The sequence below is a fragment of the Holophagales bacterium genome, assembly GCA_016719485.1.
GTDB lineage: Bacteria > Acidobacteriota > Thermoanaerobaculia > UBA5066 > UBA5066 > UBA5066.
In genome coordinates this window covers 130,328-146,492 of record JADJZB010000023.1, presented here as the reverse complement: position 1 = coordinate 146,492, position 16,165 = coordinate 130,328, and the positions used below count along the sequence as shown (strand labels likewise).

11 protein-coding genes are annotated in these 16,165 nt (G+C 71.1%); 7 read left to right on the top strand and 4 right to left on the bottom strand.

The features are described 5' to 3' along the window. Complete coding sequence (arcC, locus tag IPN03_16250) at nt 1-942, top strand: carbamate kinase (protein ID MBK9375224.1); 942 nt, start codon at nt 1-3, stop codon at nt 940-942. Next, nucleotides 936-2,420, top strand: coding sequence for a bifunctional metallophosphatase/5'-nucleotidase (locus tag IPN03_16245; GenBank protein MBK9375223.1), 1,485 nt, complete (start codon nt 936-938; stop codon nt 2,418-2,420). The genes arcC and IPN03_16245 overlap by 7 nt, the downstream gene beginning before the upstream one ends. A gap of 110 nt (nt 2,421-2,530) precedes the next feature. Here IPN03_16245 and IPN03_16240 read toward each other — a convergent pair whose 3' ends face one another. Further along, nucleotides 2,531-4,021 carry an adenosylhomocysteinase gene (locus IPN03_16240; protein ID MBK9375222.1) on the bottom strand — a complete coding sequence of 497 codons (1,491 nt, stop codon included), beginning with the start codon at nt 4,019-4,021 and terminating at the stop codon, nt 2,531-2,533. 193 nt (nt 4,022-4,214) lie between these two features. After that, nucleotides 4,215-5,174: an HD domain-containing protein gene (locus IPN03_16235; protein ID MBK9375221.1), complete on the bottom strand. Its 960-nt coding sequence runs from the start codon at nt 5,172-5,174 to the stop codon at nt 4,215-4,217. A 49-nt stretch (nt 5,175-5,223) separates the two neighbouring features. Here IPN03_16235 and IPN03_16230 point away from each other — a divergent pair, with 49 nt between their 5' ends. Beyond that, nucleotides 5,224-6,195 carry a sigma-54-dependent Fis family transcriptional regulator gene (locus tag IPN03_16230; GenBank protein ID MBK9375220.1) on the top strand — a complete coding sequence of 324 codons (972 nt, stop codon included), beginning with the start codon at nt 5,224-5,226 and terminating at the stop codon, nt 6,193-6,195. Nucleotides 6,196-6,258: 63 nt separating this feature from the next. Here the strand turns inward: IPN03_16230 and IPN03_16225 are convergent, their stop codons facing one another. Beyond that, a complete protein-coding gene (locus IPN03_16225) occupies nt 6,259-7,452 on the bottom strand; it encodes a DegT/DnrJ/EryC1/StrS family aminotransferase (GenBank protein MBK9375219.1) in 1,194 nt (397 codons plus the stop codon). Nucleotides 7,453-7,624: 172 nt separating this feature from the next. Here IPN03_16225 and IPN03_16220 point away from each other — a divergent pair, with 172 nt between their 5' ends. Next, nucleotides 7,625-8,383, top strand: a complete 759-nt coding sequence (locus IPN03_16220; GenBank protein ID MBK9375218.1) for a methyltransferase — start codon at nt 7,625-7,627, stop codon at nt 8,381-8,383. Nucleotides 8,384-8,432: 49 nt separating this feature from the next. Here IPN03_16220 and IPN03_16215 read toward each other — a convergent pair whose 3' ends face one another. Beyond that, the gene (locus IPN03_16215) at nt 8,433-9,572 is read right to left on the bottom strand and encodes an adenylate/guanylate cyclase domain-containing protein (protein MBK9375217.1); all 1,140 of its coding nucleotides are present in this window, start codon (nt 9,570-9,572) and stop codon (nt 8,433-8,435) included. A 730-nt stretch (nt 9,573-10,302) separates the two neighbouring features. On the opposite strand from IPN03_16215, the gene IPN03_16210 reads away from it, so the two are divergent. From IPN03_16210 to IPN03_16200, 3 genes are read left to right on the top strand one after another with little or no spacing between them, the layout of a single operon-like run. Continuing rightward, nucleotides 10,303-13,647, top strand: coding sequence for a PAS domain S-box protein (locus IPN03_16210; protein MBK9375216.1), 3,345 nt, complete (start codon nt 10,303-10,305; stop codon nt 13,645-13,647). Then, a complete protein-coding gene (locus IPN03_16205; protein MBK9375215.1) occupies nt 13,644-14,078 on the top strand; it encodes a response regulator in 435 nt (144 codons plus the stop codon). Before IPN03_16210 ends, IPN03_16205 begins: the two co-directional genes overlap by 4 nt. Nucleotides 14,079-14,085: 7 nt before the next feature. Then, nucleotides 14,086-16,137 carry an EAL domain-containing protein gene (locus IPN03_16200; GenBank protein MBK9375214.1) on the top strand — a complete coding sequence of 684 codons (2,052 nt, stop codon included), beginning with the start codon at nt 14,086-14,088 and terminating at the stop codon, nt 16,135-16,137. Nucleotides 16,138-16,165 lie beyond the last annotated feature (28 nt).

Here is a 16,165-nt window from a genome sequence, read left to right as displayed (position 1 = left end):
ATGCGCGTCGTCGTCGCCCTGGGCGGGAACGCCCTCCTGAAGCGCGGGGAGCCGATGACGGCGGAGAACCAGCGGGCCAACGTGAAGCGGGCCTGCGAGGCGCTCGCGCCGGTCGCCAACGACAACGAGATCGTCATCTCGCACGGGAACGGCCCGCAGGTGGGGCTCATCGCCCTCCAGCAGTCGGCCTACGCGGGCGTCGAGCCGTACCCGCTCGACGTCCTCGGCGCCCAGACGGAGGGGATGATCGGCTACGTCATCGAGCAGGAGATGGGGAACCTCCTCCCGTTCGAGCGTCCCTTCGCCACGATCCTTTCGATGACCGAGGTCGACCCCGCGGACCCGGCCTTCCGGAACCCGACGAAGCCGATCGGTCCCGTCTACGGCAAGGACGACGCCGACCGGATGTCGTCCGAGAAGGGCTGGGTCTTCAAGGCGGACGGCGACGGCTTCCGCCGCGTCGTCCCGTCGCCGCGGCCGAAGCGGATCTTCGAGATCCGCCCGGTGAAGTGGCTCCTCGAGAAGGGGACGGTCGTCATCTTCGCGGGCGGCGGCGGCATCCCGACGATGTACGGGCCCGACCGGAAGCTCTGCGGTATCGAGGCCGTCATCGACAAGGACCTCGCCTCCTCGCTCCTGGCCCGCGAGGTCGAAGCCGACGCGTTCGTCATGGCGACCGACGCCGATGCCGTCTACGTCGGCTGGGGAACCCCCGAGGCGCGGGCGCTGAAGACGATCTCTGCGGCAGAGCTGAAGAACTACTCCTTCCCGGCCGGCTCGATGGGGCCGAAGGTCCAGGCCGCCTGCGAGTTCGCGGAGGCGACCGGGAAGGACGCCTGCATCGGCGCCCTCGAGGACACGGCCCGGATGCTCCGCGGCGAGGCCGGAACGACGGTCGTGAAGGACGCCGTCGCGACGGAGTACTGGCCGAGGAAGTGCTGACCGCGCGCGCCGCGCTCCTCCTCTCCCTCGGCTTTGCCGCCTGCAGCTCCGCACCGCGCGCGACGGTCCTCTACGTCACGGACGCCCACGAGATCGCGCCGGTCGTCGACCGGCGCGGCGATCGCGGCGGCGTGGCCCGGCTGAAGACGGCCGTCGATCGCCTGAAGAAGGGGAGCCCCGGGGCGATTCTCGTCTTCGGTGGAGACCTCGCAGGCGGGACCCTCTTCGGCGGCGTCTTCCGCGGCGAGCCGATGGTCGACGCCCTCGGCCGCGCCGGCGTCGGCCTCGCGTCGTTCGGCCAGCACGACTTCGACTTCGGCGCCGCCCACGCGAGGGCGCTCGTCGCGCGTTCCGCATTCCCATGGCTCACGTCGAACCTGGTGGACCGGGAGGGGCGGCCGTTCGCAGGGTTGCCGACGCGGAAGCTCCTCAGGGTCGGGGGTCTCTCCGTCGGATTCGTCGGCCTGACGGACGACTTCGGGACGACGACGCAGGAGGGGAGCGTCGAGCAGACCGGCCTCGTCGAGGCGGCCGCGCGCGAGACGGCGGCGCTCCGGCGGGAGGGGGCCGAGGCCGTCGTCGTGCTGACGCAGGCGGGATTCGAAGCGAACCGGCGGATCCTCCTCGAGGTGCCCGGCGTCGACGCGGTCCTGACCGAGGAGGAGTCGGAGACGGTGTCGGTCGTCCGCTGGGTCGGAGGCCGGCCGGTCGCCGCGCCGTGCGGAAACCTCGGCTCCGTCGTCGAGCTCGTTCTCGAGAGGACGGGCGGGCACCTCTCCGCGCGCGTCGGCGCGCACCCGGTCGACGCCTCCGTCACCCCCGACCCGGATCTCGCGCGTGACGAGAAGGTGTGGATGGCGAAGCTCGAGGAGCTGCTCGCGGCCCCGATCGGCTGCCTCGCCGAGCCGCTCGACAACCTCGGGAGCCTCGAGCGGGAGACGGGCCTCGGTGACCTCGTCGCCGACGCGTTCCGCGAGACGGCGGGCGCGGACGCCGCGCTCGTTCTCGGCTCGAGCCTCCGGGCGCCGCTCCCTTCCGGCCCCCTCACGCGCCGGCACGCGATGGCCGTCCTGCCGTTCGGAAACCGCGTCGTCACCGTGGAGCTGTCGGGTGCGTCGCTTCGCTCGGCGCTCGAACGGGCACTCGCTTCGGCGGGTCGGCGCACCGGGGGCCTGCTTCAGGTCTCGGGGCTCGCCCTCGTCGTCGACCTGTCGGCTCCCGAGAGGTCGAGGCTCGTCGAGGCCCGCGTCGGCGACGCCCCGCTGCGTGACGACGCGTCGTACCGCGTGGCCGTCTCGAGCCACCTCGCTTCCGGGGGCGACGGTCACGTCGAGATCGCGGCGGCAGTCCGCTCCGCGGGGGGCCGCGCCTCACGGCTCGACGCAGACGCGCTCGCGGAGCACCTGGGACGTCTTTCGGCGGCAGGTCCCGTCCTTGCGCCGCCGGCCGGCCGGATCACGATCCGCACGGCGCGCTGAGAGCCGGGCGCCCACGGCGCGTCACCGGGACGAAGGAAGGCCCGGGCACGGGCCCGGGCCTTCTTCGAAGCGTCGCGACGTGGCTCCGGGGACACTGTCCCCGGACGGCCTCAGTACCGGTAGTGGTCGGGCTTGTACGGCCCCTCGGCCGGAACGCCGAGGTACGTGGCCTGCTTCGGGGTCAGCTGGGTCAGCTTCACGCCGAGGTGGCCCAGGTGAAGGCGGGCGACCTCCTCGTCGAGCTTCTTCGGGAGGACGTAGACCTTCTTGCCGTACTCGCCGGCATTCTTCGCGAGGGCGATCTGGGCCATGACCTGGTTGGTGAAGGAGGACGACATGACGAAGCTCGGGTGGCCCGTGGCGCAGCCGAGGTTCATGAGGCGTCCCTCGGCCAGGATCATGACGGAGTGCCCGTCGGGGAAGCGGAACTCGTCGTACTGCGGCTTGATGTTGATCCGCTCGACGCCGGGGAACTTCTTCAGCCCGGCCATGTCGATCTCGTTGTCGAAGTGGCCGATGTTGCCGACGATCGCCTTGTCCTTCATCTTCGCCATGTGGTCGACCGTGATGACGTCGAGGTTCCCGCTCGCGGTGATGAAGACGTCGGCGGTCGCGACGACGTCCTCGATCGTCTTCACCTCGTAGCCCTGCATGGCGGCCTGGAGGGCGCAGATCGGGTCGATCTCGGTGACGATGACGCGGCAGCCCTGCCCGCGCAGCGCCTCGGCGCACCCCTTGCCCACCTCGCCGAAGCCCAGGACGACCGCGACCTTGCCGCCGAGCATGACGTCCGTGGCGCGGTTCAGGCCGTCGACGACGGAGTGGCGGCAGCCGTAGACGTTGTCGAACTTCGACTTCGTCACGGAGTCGTTCACGTTGATGGCGGGGAAGAGGAGCGCCCCGTCCTTCTCCATCTGGTAGAGGCGGTGGACGCCGGTCGTCGTCTCCTCGGAGACGCCGCGAATCTCCTTCGCGATCCGCGAGAAGACCTTCCCGTCCTTGCCGAGCTCCTTGCGGATCAGGTCGAGGATGACGCCCCACTCCTCGGGGTCGTTCTTCGGGTCGAAGGCCGGCACCTTGCCTGCGAGCTCGAACTCGAGCCCCTTGTGCACGAGCATCGTGGCGTCGCCTCCGTCGTCGACGATCAGGGTCGGCCCGCTTCCGTCGGGCCACTCGATCGCCTCGCGCGTGCACCACCAGTACTCCTCGAGCGTCTCGCCCTTCCAGGCGAAGACGGGCGTCCCCTTCGGGCTCGCGGGCGTCCCGCCCTCCTCCGGGCGGCCGACGACGACCGCGGCGGCCGCGTGGTCCTGCGTCGAGAAGATGTTGCAGGAGACCCACCGGACGTCGGCGCCGAGGTCGGCGAGCGTCTCGATGAGGACCGCCGTCTGGATGGTCATGTGGAGGCTCCCCATGACCCGCTCGCCGGCCAGCGGCTTCTCGGCCTTGTAGCGGGCGCGGAGCGCCATCAGGCCGGGCATCTCCTGCTCGGCGAGGCGAATTTCCTTTCGTCCGGCCTCGGCGAGCGAGAGGTCGGCGACCTTGAAGGCCGGGCGGGAGACGGAGAGGGCTGCGATTGCGGGATCCAGGACGGTGCTCATGCTGCTCCTTGGCCGCTGCGGGGCGGAGGGTTCCGTCAATCCCGGCAGCCGTTCGTGTTACGGGAATCGTGCCGGGCCGGATGGCCGGCCGGAACGTTCAACCCTCAAGTGTCCCAACCAATGGTGCCCGATGTCAAAACGTCCCTCTCCCGGGACGATCGGAAGGGCGTCCGGCTTTCGGCTCCCGTGCGCGTCAGTCCGGGCCCCCGGGCTCGTCCCGGTCCGTGGTCGCGGCCACGAGAAGGGACAGGACAGCCGGATCCCAGCGTCCACGGGTGGTCTCTTCCTCCAGGACCTGGATCGCGGAGAGGTCGTCCCGGACGCTGCGGTAGGGCCGGGAAGAGGTCATCGCGTCGAAAGCGTCGGCGATCGAGACCAGCTGGACGGGCAGCGTCAGCTCCGCGCCCCGGAGTCCGTCCGGGTAGCCCGAGCCGTCGATCCGTTCGTGGTGCCGGAGGACGAAGGGGAGGTAAGGCTCGAGAGCCGGGACCTCGCGCAGGAGCGCGAAGCCGATGACCGGATGCGATTTCATGACGGCGAACTCGCTCTCGGTGAGCGGCTCGCGCTTGAACAGGATTCCGTCGGGGATGGCGACCGTTCCGAAGTCGTGCAGGATCCCGCCGACGCGGATCCGTTCGATCTCGGCGGCCGACAGTCCGGCGAGGCGGGCGAGGTCGGCACCCAGCCGGCCGACACGCGCCGAGTGCTCGATCCGGTGCGGCTCCCGGGCCTCGACGGCCCCGAGGATCCCCGCGAGCGCCACGGTGGTCTTGCGGGACTCGTCCCGGCTGCGTGCCGCAGCGAGGAGCGTGCGGAAGCGGGCGCGCACGAGCGCTTCGGGTGCCGGCCAGGAGAGGACGTCGTCCGCTCCGGCCTTCAGGGCGGCCGTGGCCGCCGGTCCCGGCGCAACGACGGCGACGACCGCGAGCGCGGCCGTTCTCGCGTCCTCCTTCACGGCCCGGACGCGGGCCGCGCCGCCTCCGCCGAGGCCGCTCACGGCGACGACGTGCAAACCGGAGCCGCCGGCCGCTTCGGCGAGCTCGGCGATCGTCGCCGCCACCATCACGGGCATCCGAAGGCGCTCGAACGCCAGGGCCAGCATCGCCGCGCGCTGCACGTCAGGCTCGAGAAGGAGGATCCTGGGCGACGCCACGGGAGCACGATAGCGCGACTCGCGCCGCAGGAGGCTAGACTCGCCGGCGATGGCCTTGACCGGACCTGCGACGGCCTTCGCGGTCGGGCGCTCCCCCGCGTGGTGTCAGTTCGTCGAGCGAGCCTCCCGCGTCGCTCCGCTCGGGGTCACGGTCCTGATCCGGGGAGAGACAGGTTCGGGCAAGGAGATCGCCGCCAAGCTCATCGTGGCGACCGGAAAGAGAGCGGACGCCCCGTTCGTCGCCGTCAACTGCGCAGCCCTCCCCGATACGCTCGTCGAGAGCGAGCTCTTCGGACACTCGCGAGGGTCGTTCAGCGGGGCCACGGAGGCCCGGCGCGGGCTCTTCGAAGAGGCGCACCGGGGGACGATCTTCCTCGACGAGATCGGTGCGCTCCCGCTCGCCGCGCAGGCCAAGCTCCTCCGAGTCCTGGAGGACGCACGGGTTCGCCGGGTGGGGGAGAACCGTGTCACGGACGTGGACGTGAGGGTCATCGCGGCCACGAGCCTCGACCTCGAGGCGGCCATCGCCCGGCGCGAGTTCCGGGAGGACCTCTATTTTCGGCTGTCGGCGATCGAGCTGGTCATGCCCCCGCTCCGCGAGCGCGTCGAGGACATCCCGCTCCTTGCGGCGCATTTTCTGAGGAGGCTGGAAGAGCAGGGCGGGCCTTCGCGGAAGCTCTCGGCAGGCGCTCTCGAGCTGCTGATGCGGTACCCGTTCCCGGGCAACGTCCGGGAGCTCAAGCACGCCGTCGAGCAGGCGGCCGTTTTTGCGGACGGTGCCGAGCTCGAGCCCACGGATTTTTCGGCTCTCTGGGCTCGCGCCCAGATGATCCCCTCGAAGGAGGACGCAAGGACGGGCCGGACCCCGGTGGATGACGCGACGCCGGAGAGGCTCGAGGAAGCGCTGAAGCGAACGGGGGGAAGCCGTCTCGAGGCCGCCCGGCTCCTCGGGATCAGCCGCTCCTCGCTCTACCGCATCCTGCGCCGCATGCCGCCGGCCGACGCGCCCGTGCCGGGCTGAGAGCGCGACGGCCCGCGCAGAATGTAGAACGTAGACCAGACCCCCCTTTGAGCGAGACCCCTCTCAGCGGCGGCGGGCGAGGACGCGCCGGAGCGCGGCGACGACGTCGAGGACGTCGTCCTCGGTCATGCCGGGCCAGAGGGGGAGCGACATGAGGTTGTCCGTCGCGCGCGTGGCGTGGGGGAGGCCGTCCTTCGGGAGCCCTTCCGGGTGCTTCGCAAAGTAGTCGCGGTAGAAGGAGAAGCCGAAGAGCCCTTGCCAGTGGAGGCCCGTTCCGACGTTTTCGGCCTTCAGCGCGGCCATCAGCTCCTCGCGTGTGAACCCGGTCTTCTCGGGCCGGTTGCGCAGGACGAAGAGGTTCCAGCAGTGCTCGCGCGCGGCGTCGCCGTCGGCCGGGAGCTGCACCTCGGGGACGTCGACGAGGAGCGAAAGGTAGAGGCGGGCGAGCGAGCCGCGGCGGGCGGCAAACCCGTCCAGCTTCTTCAGCTGGTGAAGGCCGACGGCGGCCTGGACGTCCATGAAGTTCGACTTGCGGCCCGGCATCGGGACGTCGTAGAGGGGCGAGCCCTCGGCGAAGGGCGTCCCCTCGCCGCGGGCGATGCCGTGGAAACGCTGGAGCTTCAGGTAGGCCGCGTGCCGCGGATCGTGGAAGGCGACGGCTCCCCCCTCGATCGTCGTCATGTTCTTGTTCGGGTGAAAGCTGTAGACCGAGAAGACGGAGCGTGGGTCGGAGCCGATGCGCCGCCCGGCGTATCGGGCGCCCATCGTGTGGGCGGCGTCCTCGATCACGGCCAGGCCGTGGCGCGCGGCGACCTCCCAGATCCGGTCCATCCGGCAGGGGAGGCCGCCGTAGTGGACCGGGACGATGGCCTTCGTGCGCGGCGTGATCCGCTCCTCGATCCTCTCCGCGTCGAGGTTCATCGTGTCGGGCTCGACGTCGACGAGGATCGGGACGGCCCCTCTGAGGACGACGTTCGAGACCGTGCAGACGAACGTGTGCGCGGTCGTGATCACCTCGTCGCCCGGCCCGATGTCGAGCGCCCCGAGCGCCATCTCGAGACCGGTCGTCGCGTTGAGGAGGACGAGGCAGTGAGGCACCGCGTTGAAGACCTTCAGGGCTTCCTCGAAGCGCGCCGTCTTCGGCCCCGTCGTCAGCCAGCCGGAACGGAGGGTGTCGACGACCTCGGCGATCTCCTCCTCGCCGATCATCGGGCGGGAGAAGGGGAGGAAGGTCTCGCGGCGAGGACGGTCCTTCATGCGCGCACTCTGCCACGCACGGGGCACGGACGGGAGCGGGACGGGCGGGCGCGTCGAGCCAAACGGCAACGGCGTCCGGGCCGGCCCGGACCGGCACGGCCCGGCTAAGATGGCCTTCCGCGAAGGCGGCCGCCTCGCGCTGAGGCGGGCATCGCAGGGAGGTCCCCGGCGCATGAGCGTTGCCGTCCCCCAGAAGTGGCTCGCCGACATGGAGCGTCGGCACCTCGCGGAGCTCTCGTTTCCCGAGGTGAGGAAGGGGCTCCAGGCGCTTTCGTCCCTCTACGTCGAGCGGCGCGGGCGTATCGGCACCGGCGCCGCGTTCGACGGGGCGGGAAAGAGGGCCGCGTTCGCGCTCTTCTTCGGGCCGCTCCACTTCCTCGTCGTGCGGGAGATCGTCGACGCTCTGGGGGCCGCCGCGTCGCCCCTCACGCGGATCCTCGACCTCGGCTGCGGGACCGGTCCCGCCGGCGCCGCGTGGGCGCTCGCCGCGGGCGGCCTGCCCGAGGTCTCCGGCGTCGAGCGCAGCGGGTGGGCCGTGCAGGAGGCCCGCGAGACCTTTCGGGCTCTCGGGTTGCGCGGCCGGGCCACCGCGGGAGAGCTTCTTCGCGAGCGACTGCCGGGGAGCGGCGCCGGGATCGTCCTGGGCTGGGCCGTCAACGAGCTCGCCGACGCCGCGAGAGAGGAGCTCCGGGCGCGCCTTCTCGACGCCGCGGCGCGCGGGGCACGCGTTCTCGTCGTGGAGCCGATCGCCGCACGCCCCGTCCCGTGGTGGGCGGACTGGGCGAAAGCGTTCGTGGAGGCGGGCGGGAGGGACGATCTCTGGCGTTTCCCGTCGTCGCTCCCACCGGTGCTCGCCCTCCTCGACAAGGCGTCGGGTCTCGACCACCGGGTCCTGACGGCGCGTTCGCTCTGGCTCCCGGGCGCCGGCTGACGCGGCCCCTCCCCCGGCACCGGCCAGCCGCGCAGCGCGCAGCGCCGTCTCAGGGGCCGGCGGGAGGGAGGACCCGGCCCGCCATCATCCCGAGGCGGCGGGCCGCCTCGTCCGACAGAGTGCCGAAGCGGATCCTCACGCCCGTGCCCCGGCCCGCCGGACCGAGGACCCGCGCGAGGACCTCGAGACCGCCGGGAAGCGTCAGCCGGACCTCGTCGCGCGGGGCGAGCGTGCCGGCCGTCTCCACGGCCGCCTCCCACCGGCCGACGGCCCTGAGGAGGCCGGCCGTGATCCGAAGCGCCGGTTCTTCCTCGGCGAGGCGCTCGATCTCGATGGCCACCGGTGTGTCGAGGAGCGTGAGGGTGTCGGACGCGGGGACGAGGCGCGCCTCACCCACGCCGAGCACCTCGACGATGGAGACGGGGTCCCGGACGCCCTTGGCCTGCACGGTGAAGCGGGCCCCGATGGAAACCTCGTCGCCCGCGGCGCGGAGGGTCTCCTCCGAGGCGAGGATCTGCCCTCCGAGCGTGAAGCCCTGGATGCGCGAGGCGAGGTTGATGGTGGCCCCGACGACGCCGTACTTCGCCCGTCTCTCCGACCCGATGTTGCCGACGACGACCTCGCCGGTGTGGATACCGATGCCCATTCCCATCTCCGGCAGGGAGAGCTCGCGGGCGCGGGCGTTCACGCCCTCCATCGCCTGCTGCATCTCGACGGCGCACGCCAGCGCGCGCCGGGCGTCGTCCGCCCGGGAGAGCGGCGCCCCGAAGAGCGCCAGGAGGGCGTCGCCGATGAACTCGTCGATCGTCCCCCCGTGCTTGAGGACGATCTCCGACATCGCGCCGAGGTGCAGGTTGAGCAGCGCCACCACGCTCTCCGGCGGAATCCGTTCGGCCGTCGCCGTGAATCCCCGAAGGTCCGTCATGACGACCGTCACGACCCGTCTCTCACCCCCGAGCCGGAGTCCGTCGGGCGTCTCGAGGAGCTGCTCGACGACGGCATCCGACAGGTAGCGGCCGAAGACCCGGGTGATGAAGTTGTTCCGGATCTCCAGGGCCGCCTTCTGCTCCGAGAGCTCCGAGATGAGGCGCCCCTTCTCGACGATGACCGAGAGCTGGCCCGCAATCCTCTGATACGCGTCGACGTGGGCGTCCCGGTACGTGTCCCGGTGGCGCGAGGAGAAGAACATGAAGCCGATGGGCACCCCGTTGGCGACGAGCGGGCAGGTCAGCGACGAGCGAACCCCCTCGGCCACCACCAGCCTCGTCGACTCCGACGAGGGCTTCGACTCGAGGTAGGCCTCGAGGTCGTTGAGGATCCTCGGGCGGCCGGTTTCGAGGATCGACTGGAGGCTGCTCCCCTGGAGGGGCGCGGCGTAGCCCCGTCCGAGCCGGAGCCCACCGAGGTCGCTCCGGGCCCACCGTGCGCGAACGATCGTTCCGCTCTCCTCGAGAAGCGAGAACCCGATCCGGTCGTAGGGAAAGATCTCTCTCGCTTCCCGGAAGAAGTCTTCGAGGACGTCGTCGAGGAGGAGGCCCGCATTGATTCGCGCCGTGATGGCGTCGAGCTCGGCGACCTCGCGCCAGCGCCGTTCGAGCGCCGACGAGAGGTCGTTGAGGGCGGCCCCGAGCCGCGCGACCTGGTCGCCCGATCCCGCTTCGGGGACGCGGACGCCGAACCGCCCGTCGCGGAGCGCTTCCGCGGCCTCGATGAAGCGCGGAATCCTGTCATCCGACCCTGTCGACGCCATCCGAGCCCCTGCCTTTCGTCCGTTCCGAGGTCGCGATTCTAGGGCAGGCCGCGATGCAGGCCCCGCCAGTCCGGAGCCTCGGCTGGCACGACATGGAATATCCTCGTCTCTCGCGGCGCCAGGCGGAGGTTCACGAATGGCGTTGAAGCAAGAGACGAGGGACGCACCGGTGCCGTCCGCTACGGGCGTGGGGCCTTCCCGGTCCGAGGTGGCGTTCGTCGTCCTCGCCCTGCTCCTCCTGGCGATTCTCCTCGCGGTCTTCTGGGCGAAGCAGGAGCGGGCGGCCCTGAAGGAGTGGTCGGTTCTTCTCTCGGCGACGGCGGACGAGCAGGAGGCCGCGATCGGGTCCTTCCTCGAGCAGAAGGCGGCCGACGCGGCGGTTTTCGCGTCGTTCCCGTCCGTGGTCGGCGCCGTGGACCCCGAGCTGCGCGGGACCGTCGACGCGGGGCACCTCGAATCGGTCCTCGAGAAGGGGCGCCTCGGCTGGAAGAGCCGTTCGATCGCCCTCCTGGGATTCGATCTCGGCTCGCGCGTCCACACGGGCGAGGAGCTCCCGGCCGGGTTGAGTGCGCTCCTTTCACGGGGAGAGGCCCGGGCTCGGATCGGTCTCGTCGAGTCCTCCGCCGGACTGCGAATCGTGGTGGCATCGCCGGTCCGAGGCCACGGGGCCGGCGGGCCGCTCGGCTGGGTCGTTCTCGTCGAGGACCCGGAAGCGGTCCTCTGGAAGCTCCTTTCCCGCGGGGTGGCCGGCTCCCGGACGCGCGAGTCCCTGCTCGTCGGACGGGAGCGCGGCGAGCTCGCGTTTCTCTCCCCGCTCCGGCACCTTCGCGGAGGTGAGCGTCCGGGCCGGACATTCCTGAGGGAGGACGCGCTCGCCGCCCGGCACGCGCTCGACGGCCCGGACGGCTTCGGGGAGTTTCGCGACTACCGCGGTGAGCGGGTCTTCGCCGCGGTTCGCCGGATCGAAGCGGCCGGATGGGGACTCGTCGTCAAGGTCGACCGGGCAGAGGCCCTTTCCGGCCTCGTGAAGGAACGCGCGTGGAGCGCGTTCGCCGTCCTGTGCCTGGGCCTCGCCCTCGCCGCCGTTCTCTGGTCGGTCCGGTCGGCCGAGCGGCTGCGCGTCGCCTCCCAGCTCCAGAAGAGGGACGAACGGCACCGCGAGGTGCTGCAGCAGGTGCGCGACGCCGTCCTCTGGGTCGAACCCGGCAGCGGCCGGATCCTCGAGGCGAACCGCGCCGCGGAGGAGCTGTGGGGCTACCCCCGCCCGGAGCTCCTCGCGAAGTCGGTCTTCGACCTGCTGCCCGAAGAAGACCTCGAGGCCGGGCGCCAGCGCCTGGCGATGCTCCGCCAGGGTGGGGCCCTCTTCCGGGGCCGGCACCGCAGGAAGGACGGCTCGCTGTTCCCGGTCGAGGTCTCCTCGCGCGGTTTCGTCCTCGAAGGCGACGAGGTCGTCGTGTCGGTCGTCCGCGACGTCTCCGAGAGCGAAGCGGCCGTCGATCGGATCCGGTTCCTCAACCGGATCCTCCGAACCATCAGCGCCGTCGACCAGATCCTCGTCGAAGAGCACGACCGGAAGGCCCTCCTGCAGCGGGCATGCGAGGAAATCGTCGCCTCGGGAGGTTTCGCGTTCGCCTGGTTCGGTGTCGAGGGAGACCACGGCGTGGTCATGCCGGCGGCCGCGGCGGGCAGGGTCGAAGGCTATTTCGAGGAGGTGACGGTCCGGACAGACGACTCCCCTCTCGGGAGAGGGCCCGTGGGCACGGCCCTTCGCGAGGGGCGGACCGTCGTCGTGGACGACTGGGAGACGGACCCTCTGCTCGAGCCGTGGCGGGAAGCGGGAAGGCGGCGGGGCTACCGGTCGAGCGCGGCCTGCCCGGTCCGCTCCGGGGAGGCGATCTGCGGTGTGCTCGCGCTCTACGCGGCCGAGCCGCGTGCCTTCGTGCCCGACGTGGTCCTGCTCCTCGAGGAGCTCGCGGGAGACCTCGGGCTCTCCCTGGGCCTGATCGAAGCCGACGCGAAGCGGCGCGCGGCGGAAGGAGCCCTTGCCGCGAGCGAGGCCCGCTATCGGCAGCTCTTCGAGGACAACCCCGCCCCCATGTGGGTCTTCGACGTCGAGAGCCTTCGCTTCCTCGCGGTCAACGACGCGGCGGTCAGCCTCTACGGCTTCTCGCGGGAGGAGTTCCTCGCGAGGACTCTCCGGGACATCCGGCCGGTCGAGGACGTCGCCGCCCTCGAGCGGGACGTCCTCGTGCCCCGGGACGGTGCGAGTCGGTCCGGTCCATGGCGTCACCTCAGGAAGGACGGTTCCTCGCTCCTGGTCGAGATCCTCAGCCACGACGTCTCGTTCGAGGGCCGGGCGGCGCGGCTCGTCCTCGCCAGCGACGTCACGGACCGGTTGCACGCCGAAGAGAAGACGCGGGCCTTCTTCGACTCGGGAATGGCCGGGGCGATCTTCGGCGACGTCCACGGGAACGTCCTCGCCGCCAACGACGAGTACCTCCGGATCGTCGGGTACACGCGGGAGGACCTCGAGACCGGACGCCTTCGCTGGAGCGACATCACGCCGCCCGAGTGGCTCCCGCGCGACGCGGAGGGGATCGCGGAGGCGAAGGCGCGCGGCGTCTGCAGCCCCTACGAAAAGGAGTACGTCCGCAAGGACGGGACGCGCGTCCCGGTCCTCGTCGGCTACGCGCTCGTCGGCGCGGCGCGCGAGGAATCGGTGGCCTTCATCCTGGACCAGACCGAGCGCAGGAAGATCCAGGAAGAGGTCCGCCGGCTGAATGCGGAGCTCGAGCAGAGGGTCGAGACCCGGACCGCCGAGCTGGTGGCCAAGACGAAGGAGCTGGAGGCCTTCGCCTACTCTGTCTCCCACGACCTGCGGGCCCCCCTCAGGGCCATCGACGGGTTCTCGAGGATGATCGAGGAGGAAGAGGGAGAGAGGCTCGACGCGGAGGGGCGGCGCCTCGTCGGGGTCGTCCGCGAGAACGCCCGGAGGATGGCGCGGCTCATCGACGACCTGCTCGCGTTCTCCCGCGCGGGCCGGCACGAGCTGCGAAAGACCCGGGTCGACGTGGGCTCCCTGGTGCGGTCGGTCCTCGGAGAGGCTCTCCCACGGGAACAGATGGAGGCGTGTGACCTGACGATCGGAGACCTGCCCGACGTCCAGGCCGACCCCGCGCTCCTCCGGCAGGTCTTCGTCAATCTCCTCTCGAACGCCGTCAAGTTCACCGCAACCCGGTCTCGCCGCCGCATCGAGGTCTCGGGGCGTCGCGATGGGGGACGGGTGTTCTACGATGTGTCCGACAACGGAGTCGGCTTCGACATGCGCTACGCGGGAAAGCTCTTCGGCGTGTTCCAGAGGCTGCACGGGCGGGAGTTCGAGGGGACGGGCGTCGGCCTGGCGCTCGTCGAGCGGATCGTCGCGCGACACGACGGGACGATCCGCGCCGAGGCGGAACCGGAAAGGGGGGCGAGATTCACGATCTCGCTCCCGGATGGAGTGAGATCAGAATGACGGCGACCGAGAGTCCCGACCTTCTCCTCGTCGAGGACAACCCCGACGACGTCGAGCTGACCCTCCGGGCGTTCAAGCGGGCCCGCCTCGCGAATCCGGTCACCGTCGTGCGGGACGGCGTCGAGGCCCTCGCTTTCCTCTTTCCAGAGGAAGGAGTGGCCCGCGCCATTCTCCCCCGCGTCGTCCTGCTCGACCTGAAGCTCCCGAGGGTGAACGGGCTCGAGGTCCTGGCGCGCATCCGGGCGAACGAGCGGACGAAGCGGCTGCCCGTCGTCGTCCTCACCTCCTCGAGGGAGGAGCCCGACATCCAGAAGGCCTACGAGCTCGGGGTGAACAGCTACATCGTCAAGCCGGTGGAGTTCGAGAAGTTCGCGGCCGTGGTGGGCGACGCGGGCCTCTACTGGCTCGTCCTGAACCAGCCGGCGGTGTGAGGCCGGAATGACGACCGCCGGTACCCCCGAGCCGCTCCACCTCCGCGTCCTCGTCCTCGAGGACGTCCCCTCCGACGCCGAGCTCGTGATCCGCGAGCTGCGCCGCTCGGGGATCACCGCGGACTGGACGCGCGTCGAGACGGAGGCCGCATTTCGCTCGGAGCTCGTCCGGCTGGACCCCGAGATCGTCCTGGCCGACTTCTCGCTCCCGGGCTGGAACGGGATGGCGGCCCTCGCGGTCGTCAGGACGGAGCGGCCCGAGCTGCCGTTCATCATCGTCACCGGGGCGATCGACGAGGAGACCGCCGCGGACAGCATCAAGGCCGGGGCCGACGACTACGTCCTCAAGGAACGCCTTTCGCGGCTTCCGCACGCGGTCCGCTCCGCCCGGGAAGCCTGGGCGACGCGCGTCGCCCGACGCGAGGCGGAACGGGAGCTGCGGCTGCGGAACTCGGCGCTCGAGGCGGCGGCGGACGGGATCGTGATCACCGATGCGGAGGGGGCGATCGTCTGGGCGAACCCGGCCTTCACGGAGATGACGGGCTACTCCCTCGAGGAGCTGCGTGGGCAGAACCCGAGGGTCCTCCGGTCGGGAGTACAGCGCGAAGGCTTCTACCGCCACATGTGGGAGACGATCAAGGGCGGCGGGGTCTGGCGGGGCGAGCTCTACAACCGGCGGAAGGACGCCTCGCTCTATGTCGAGGAGATGGCGATCACCCCCGTGAGGGGTGATGGCGGGGCGATCACCCACTTCATCGCCATCAAGCAGGACGTCACGCAGCGGAAGAAGCAGGACGAGGTCATCCAGAGCCTGGCGACGCGAGACGTCCTCACAGGGCTTCCCAACCAGGCCGTCCTCCGGGAGGACATCGAGCGGATCGTCGGGGCCGGGGCCGGTGCTCCATCCGGGACCGTCATCATGCTCGACGTCGACCGTTTTGCGCTCCTCAACGACGCGCTCGGGCACCCGGCCGGCGACCGGCTCCTCGTCGGGCTCGCCGAGCGGCTTTCCACGGTGCTTCCCGCCGAGGCGACCCTCTACCGGTTCGGGGGCGACGAGTTCGCGGTCCTCCTCCCGCACGTGGCGCTTCCCGACGCGGAGGCGATTGCCGAGACGCTCCGCCGGTCGGTCGACGGGATGCGGTTCACGTCCGAAGGGGTCGTTTTCGACGTGACGGCGAGCCTGGGGCTCGCGCCCGTCGAGCCGTCGAGGCCGGCCGCGGCAACCCTCTCGCTCGCCGACGCCGCCCTCCACATGGCCAAGGAAGCGGGGCGGAACCGCTGGGTCTCCTGTGCCGACGACACGGCTGGCCGTCGCTCCATGGACGACCTCGGACGGTGGGCCGCCCGGGTGAAGGACGCCATTCGGAACGGGAAGCTCCAGCTCCTCGCCCAGAAGATCGTCTCGCTCGCGACCGGCAGGGTCGATCACGAGGAGATCCTCGTCCGGCTCGTCGACGAGAACGGGGCGCTCATCGCGCCGGGGGCCTTTCTCACCGCCGCAGAGAGGTTCGGCCTGATGCCGGCGCTCGACCGGTGGGTCGTGACCCGGTCCATCGCCCTGCTTTCGGCCTCGCCGGGCCGGTGCCTCTTCGTGAACCTCTCGGGGACGAGCCTCGGCGACCGGACGCTCCTCGCCGAGATCGAGGCGCTCGTCGTCGCGAGCGCCCTGCCGCCCGGAGCCCTGACCTTCGAGATCACCGAGACCGCGGCCATCGCCGACATCGCGGGCCTCCAGCTCTGGGCCCGGCGCCTGAAGGAGCTCGGCTGCGGCTTCGCCCTCGACGATTTCGGGACCGGCTTCTCCTCGTTCGCCTACCTGCAGGCCCTCCCCGTCGACCTCGTCAAGATCGACGGCTCGTTCGTGCGCGACCTCGACGCGAACCCCACGAACAGGGCCCTCGTCGGCGCGATGGTGGCGATCTCCCACGCGCTCGGGAAGACCGTCGTCGCCGAGATGGTCGAGCGGGGGACCGTGGCCGACATCCTCCGCGACCTCGGCGTCGAGTACGGGCAGGGGTGGTTCTGGGGAAAACCGGAGCGGGCCGAACGGAGCTGACGCCCGGCCCGTCCCGGCACCGGGCAGG

Excerpts from the sequence above, each read along its gene's own strand:
- arcC (MBK9375224.1), top strand. The coding sequence starts at position 1 with ATGCGCGTCGTCGTCGCCCTGGGCGGGAACGCCCTCCTGAAGCGCGGG.
- IPN03_16240 (MBK9375222.1), bottom strand. The coding sequence starts at position 4,021 with ATGAGCACCGTCCTGGATCCCGCAATCGCAGCCCTCTCCGTCTCCCGC.
- IPN03_16230 (MBK9375220.1), top strand. The coding sequence starts at position 5,224 with ATGGCCTTGACCGGACCTGCGACGGCCTTCGCGGTCGGGCGCTCCCCC.
- IPN03_16225 (MBK9375219.1), bottom strand. The coding sequence starts at position 7,452 with ATGAAGGACCGTCCTCGCCGCGAGACCTTCCTCCCCTTCTCCCGCCCG.
- IPN03_16220 (MBK9375218.1), top strand. The coding sequence starts at position 7,625 with ATGAGCGTTGCCGTCCCCCAGAAGTGGCTCGCCGACATGGAGCGTCGG.
- IPN03_16215 (MBK9375217.1), bottom strand. The coding sequence starts at position 9,572 with ATGTTCTTCTCCTCGCGCCACCGGGACACGTACCGGGACGCCCACGTC.
- IPN03_16205 (MBK9375215.1), top strand. The coding sequence starts at position 13,644 with ATGACGGCGACCGAGAGTCCCGACCTTCTCCTCGTCGAGGACAACCCC.
- IPN03_16200 (MBK9375214.1), top strand. The coding sequence starts at position 14,086 with ATGACGACCGCCGGTACCCCCGAGCCGCTCCACCTCCGCGTCCTCGTC.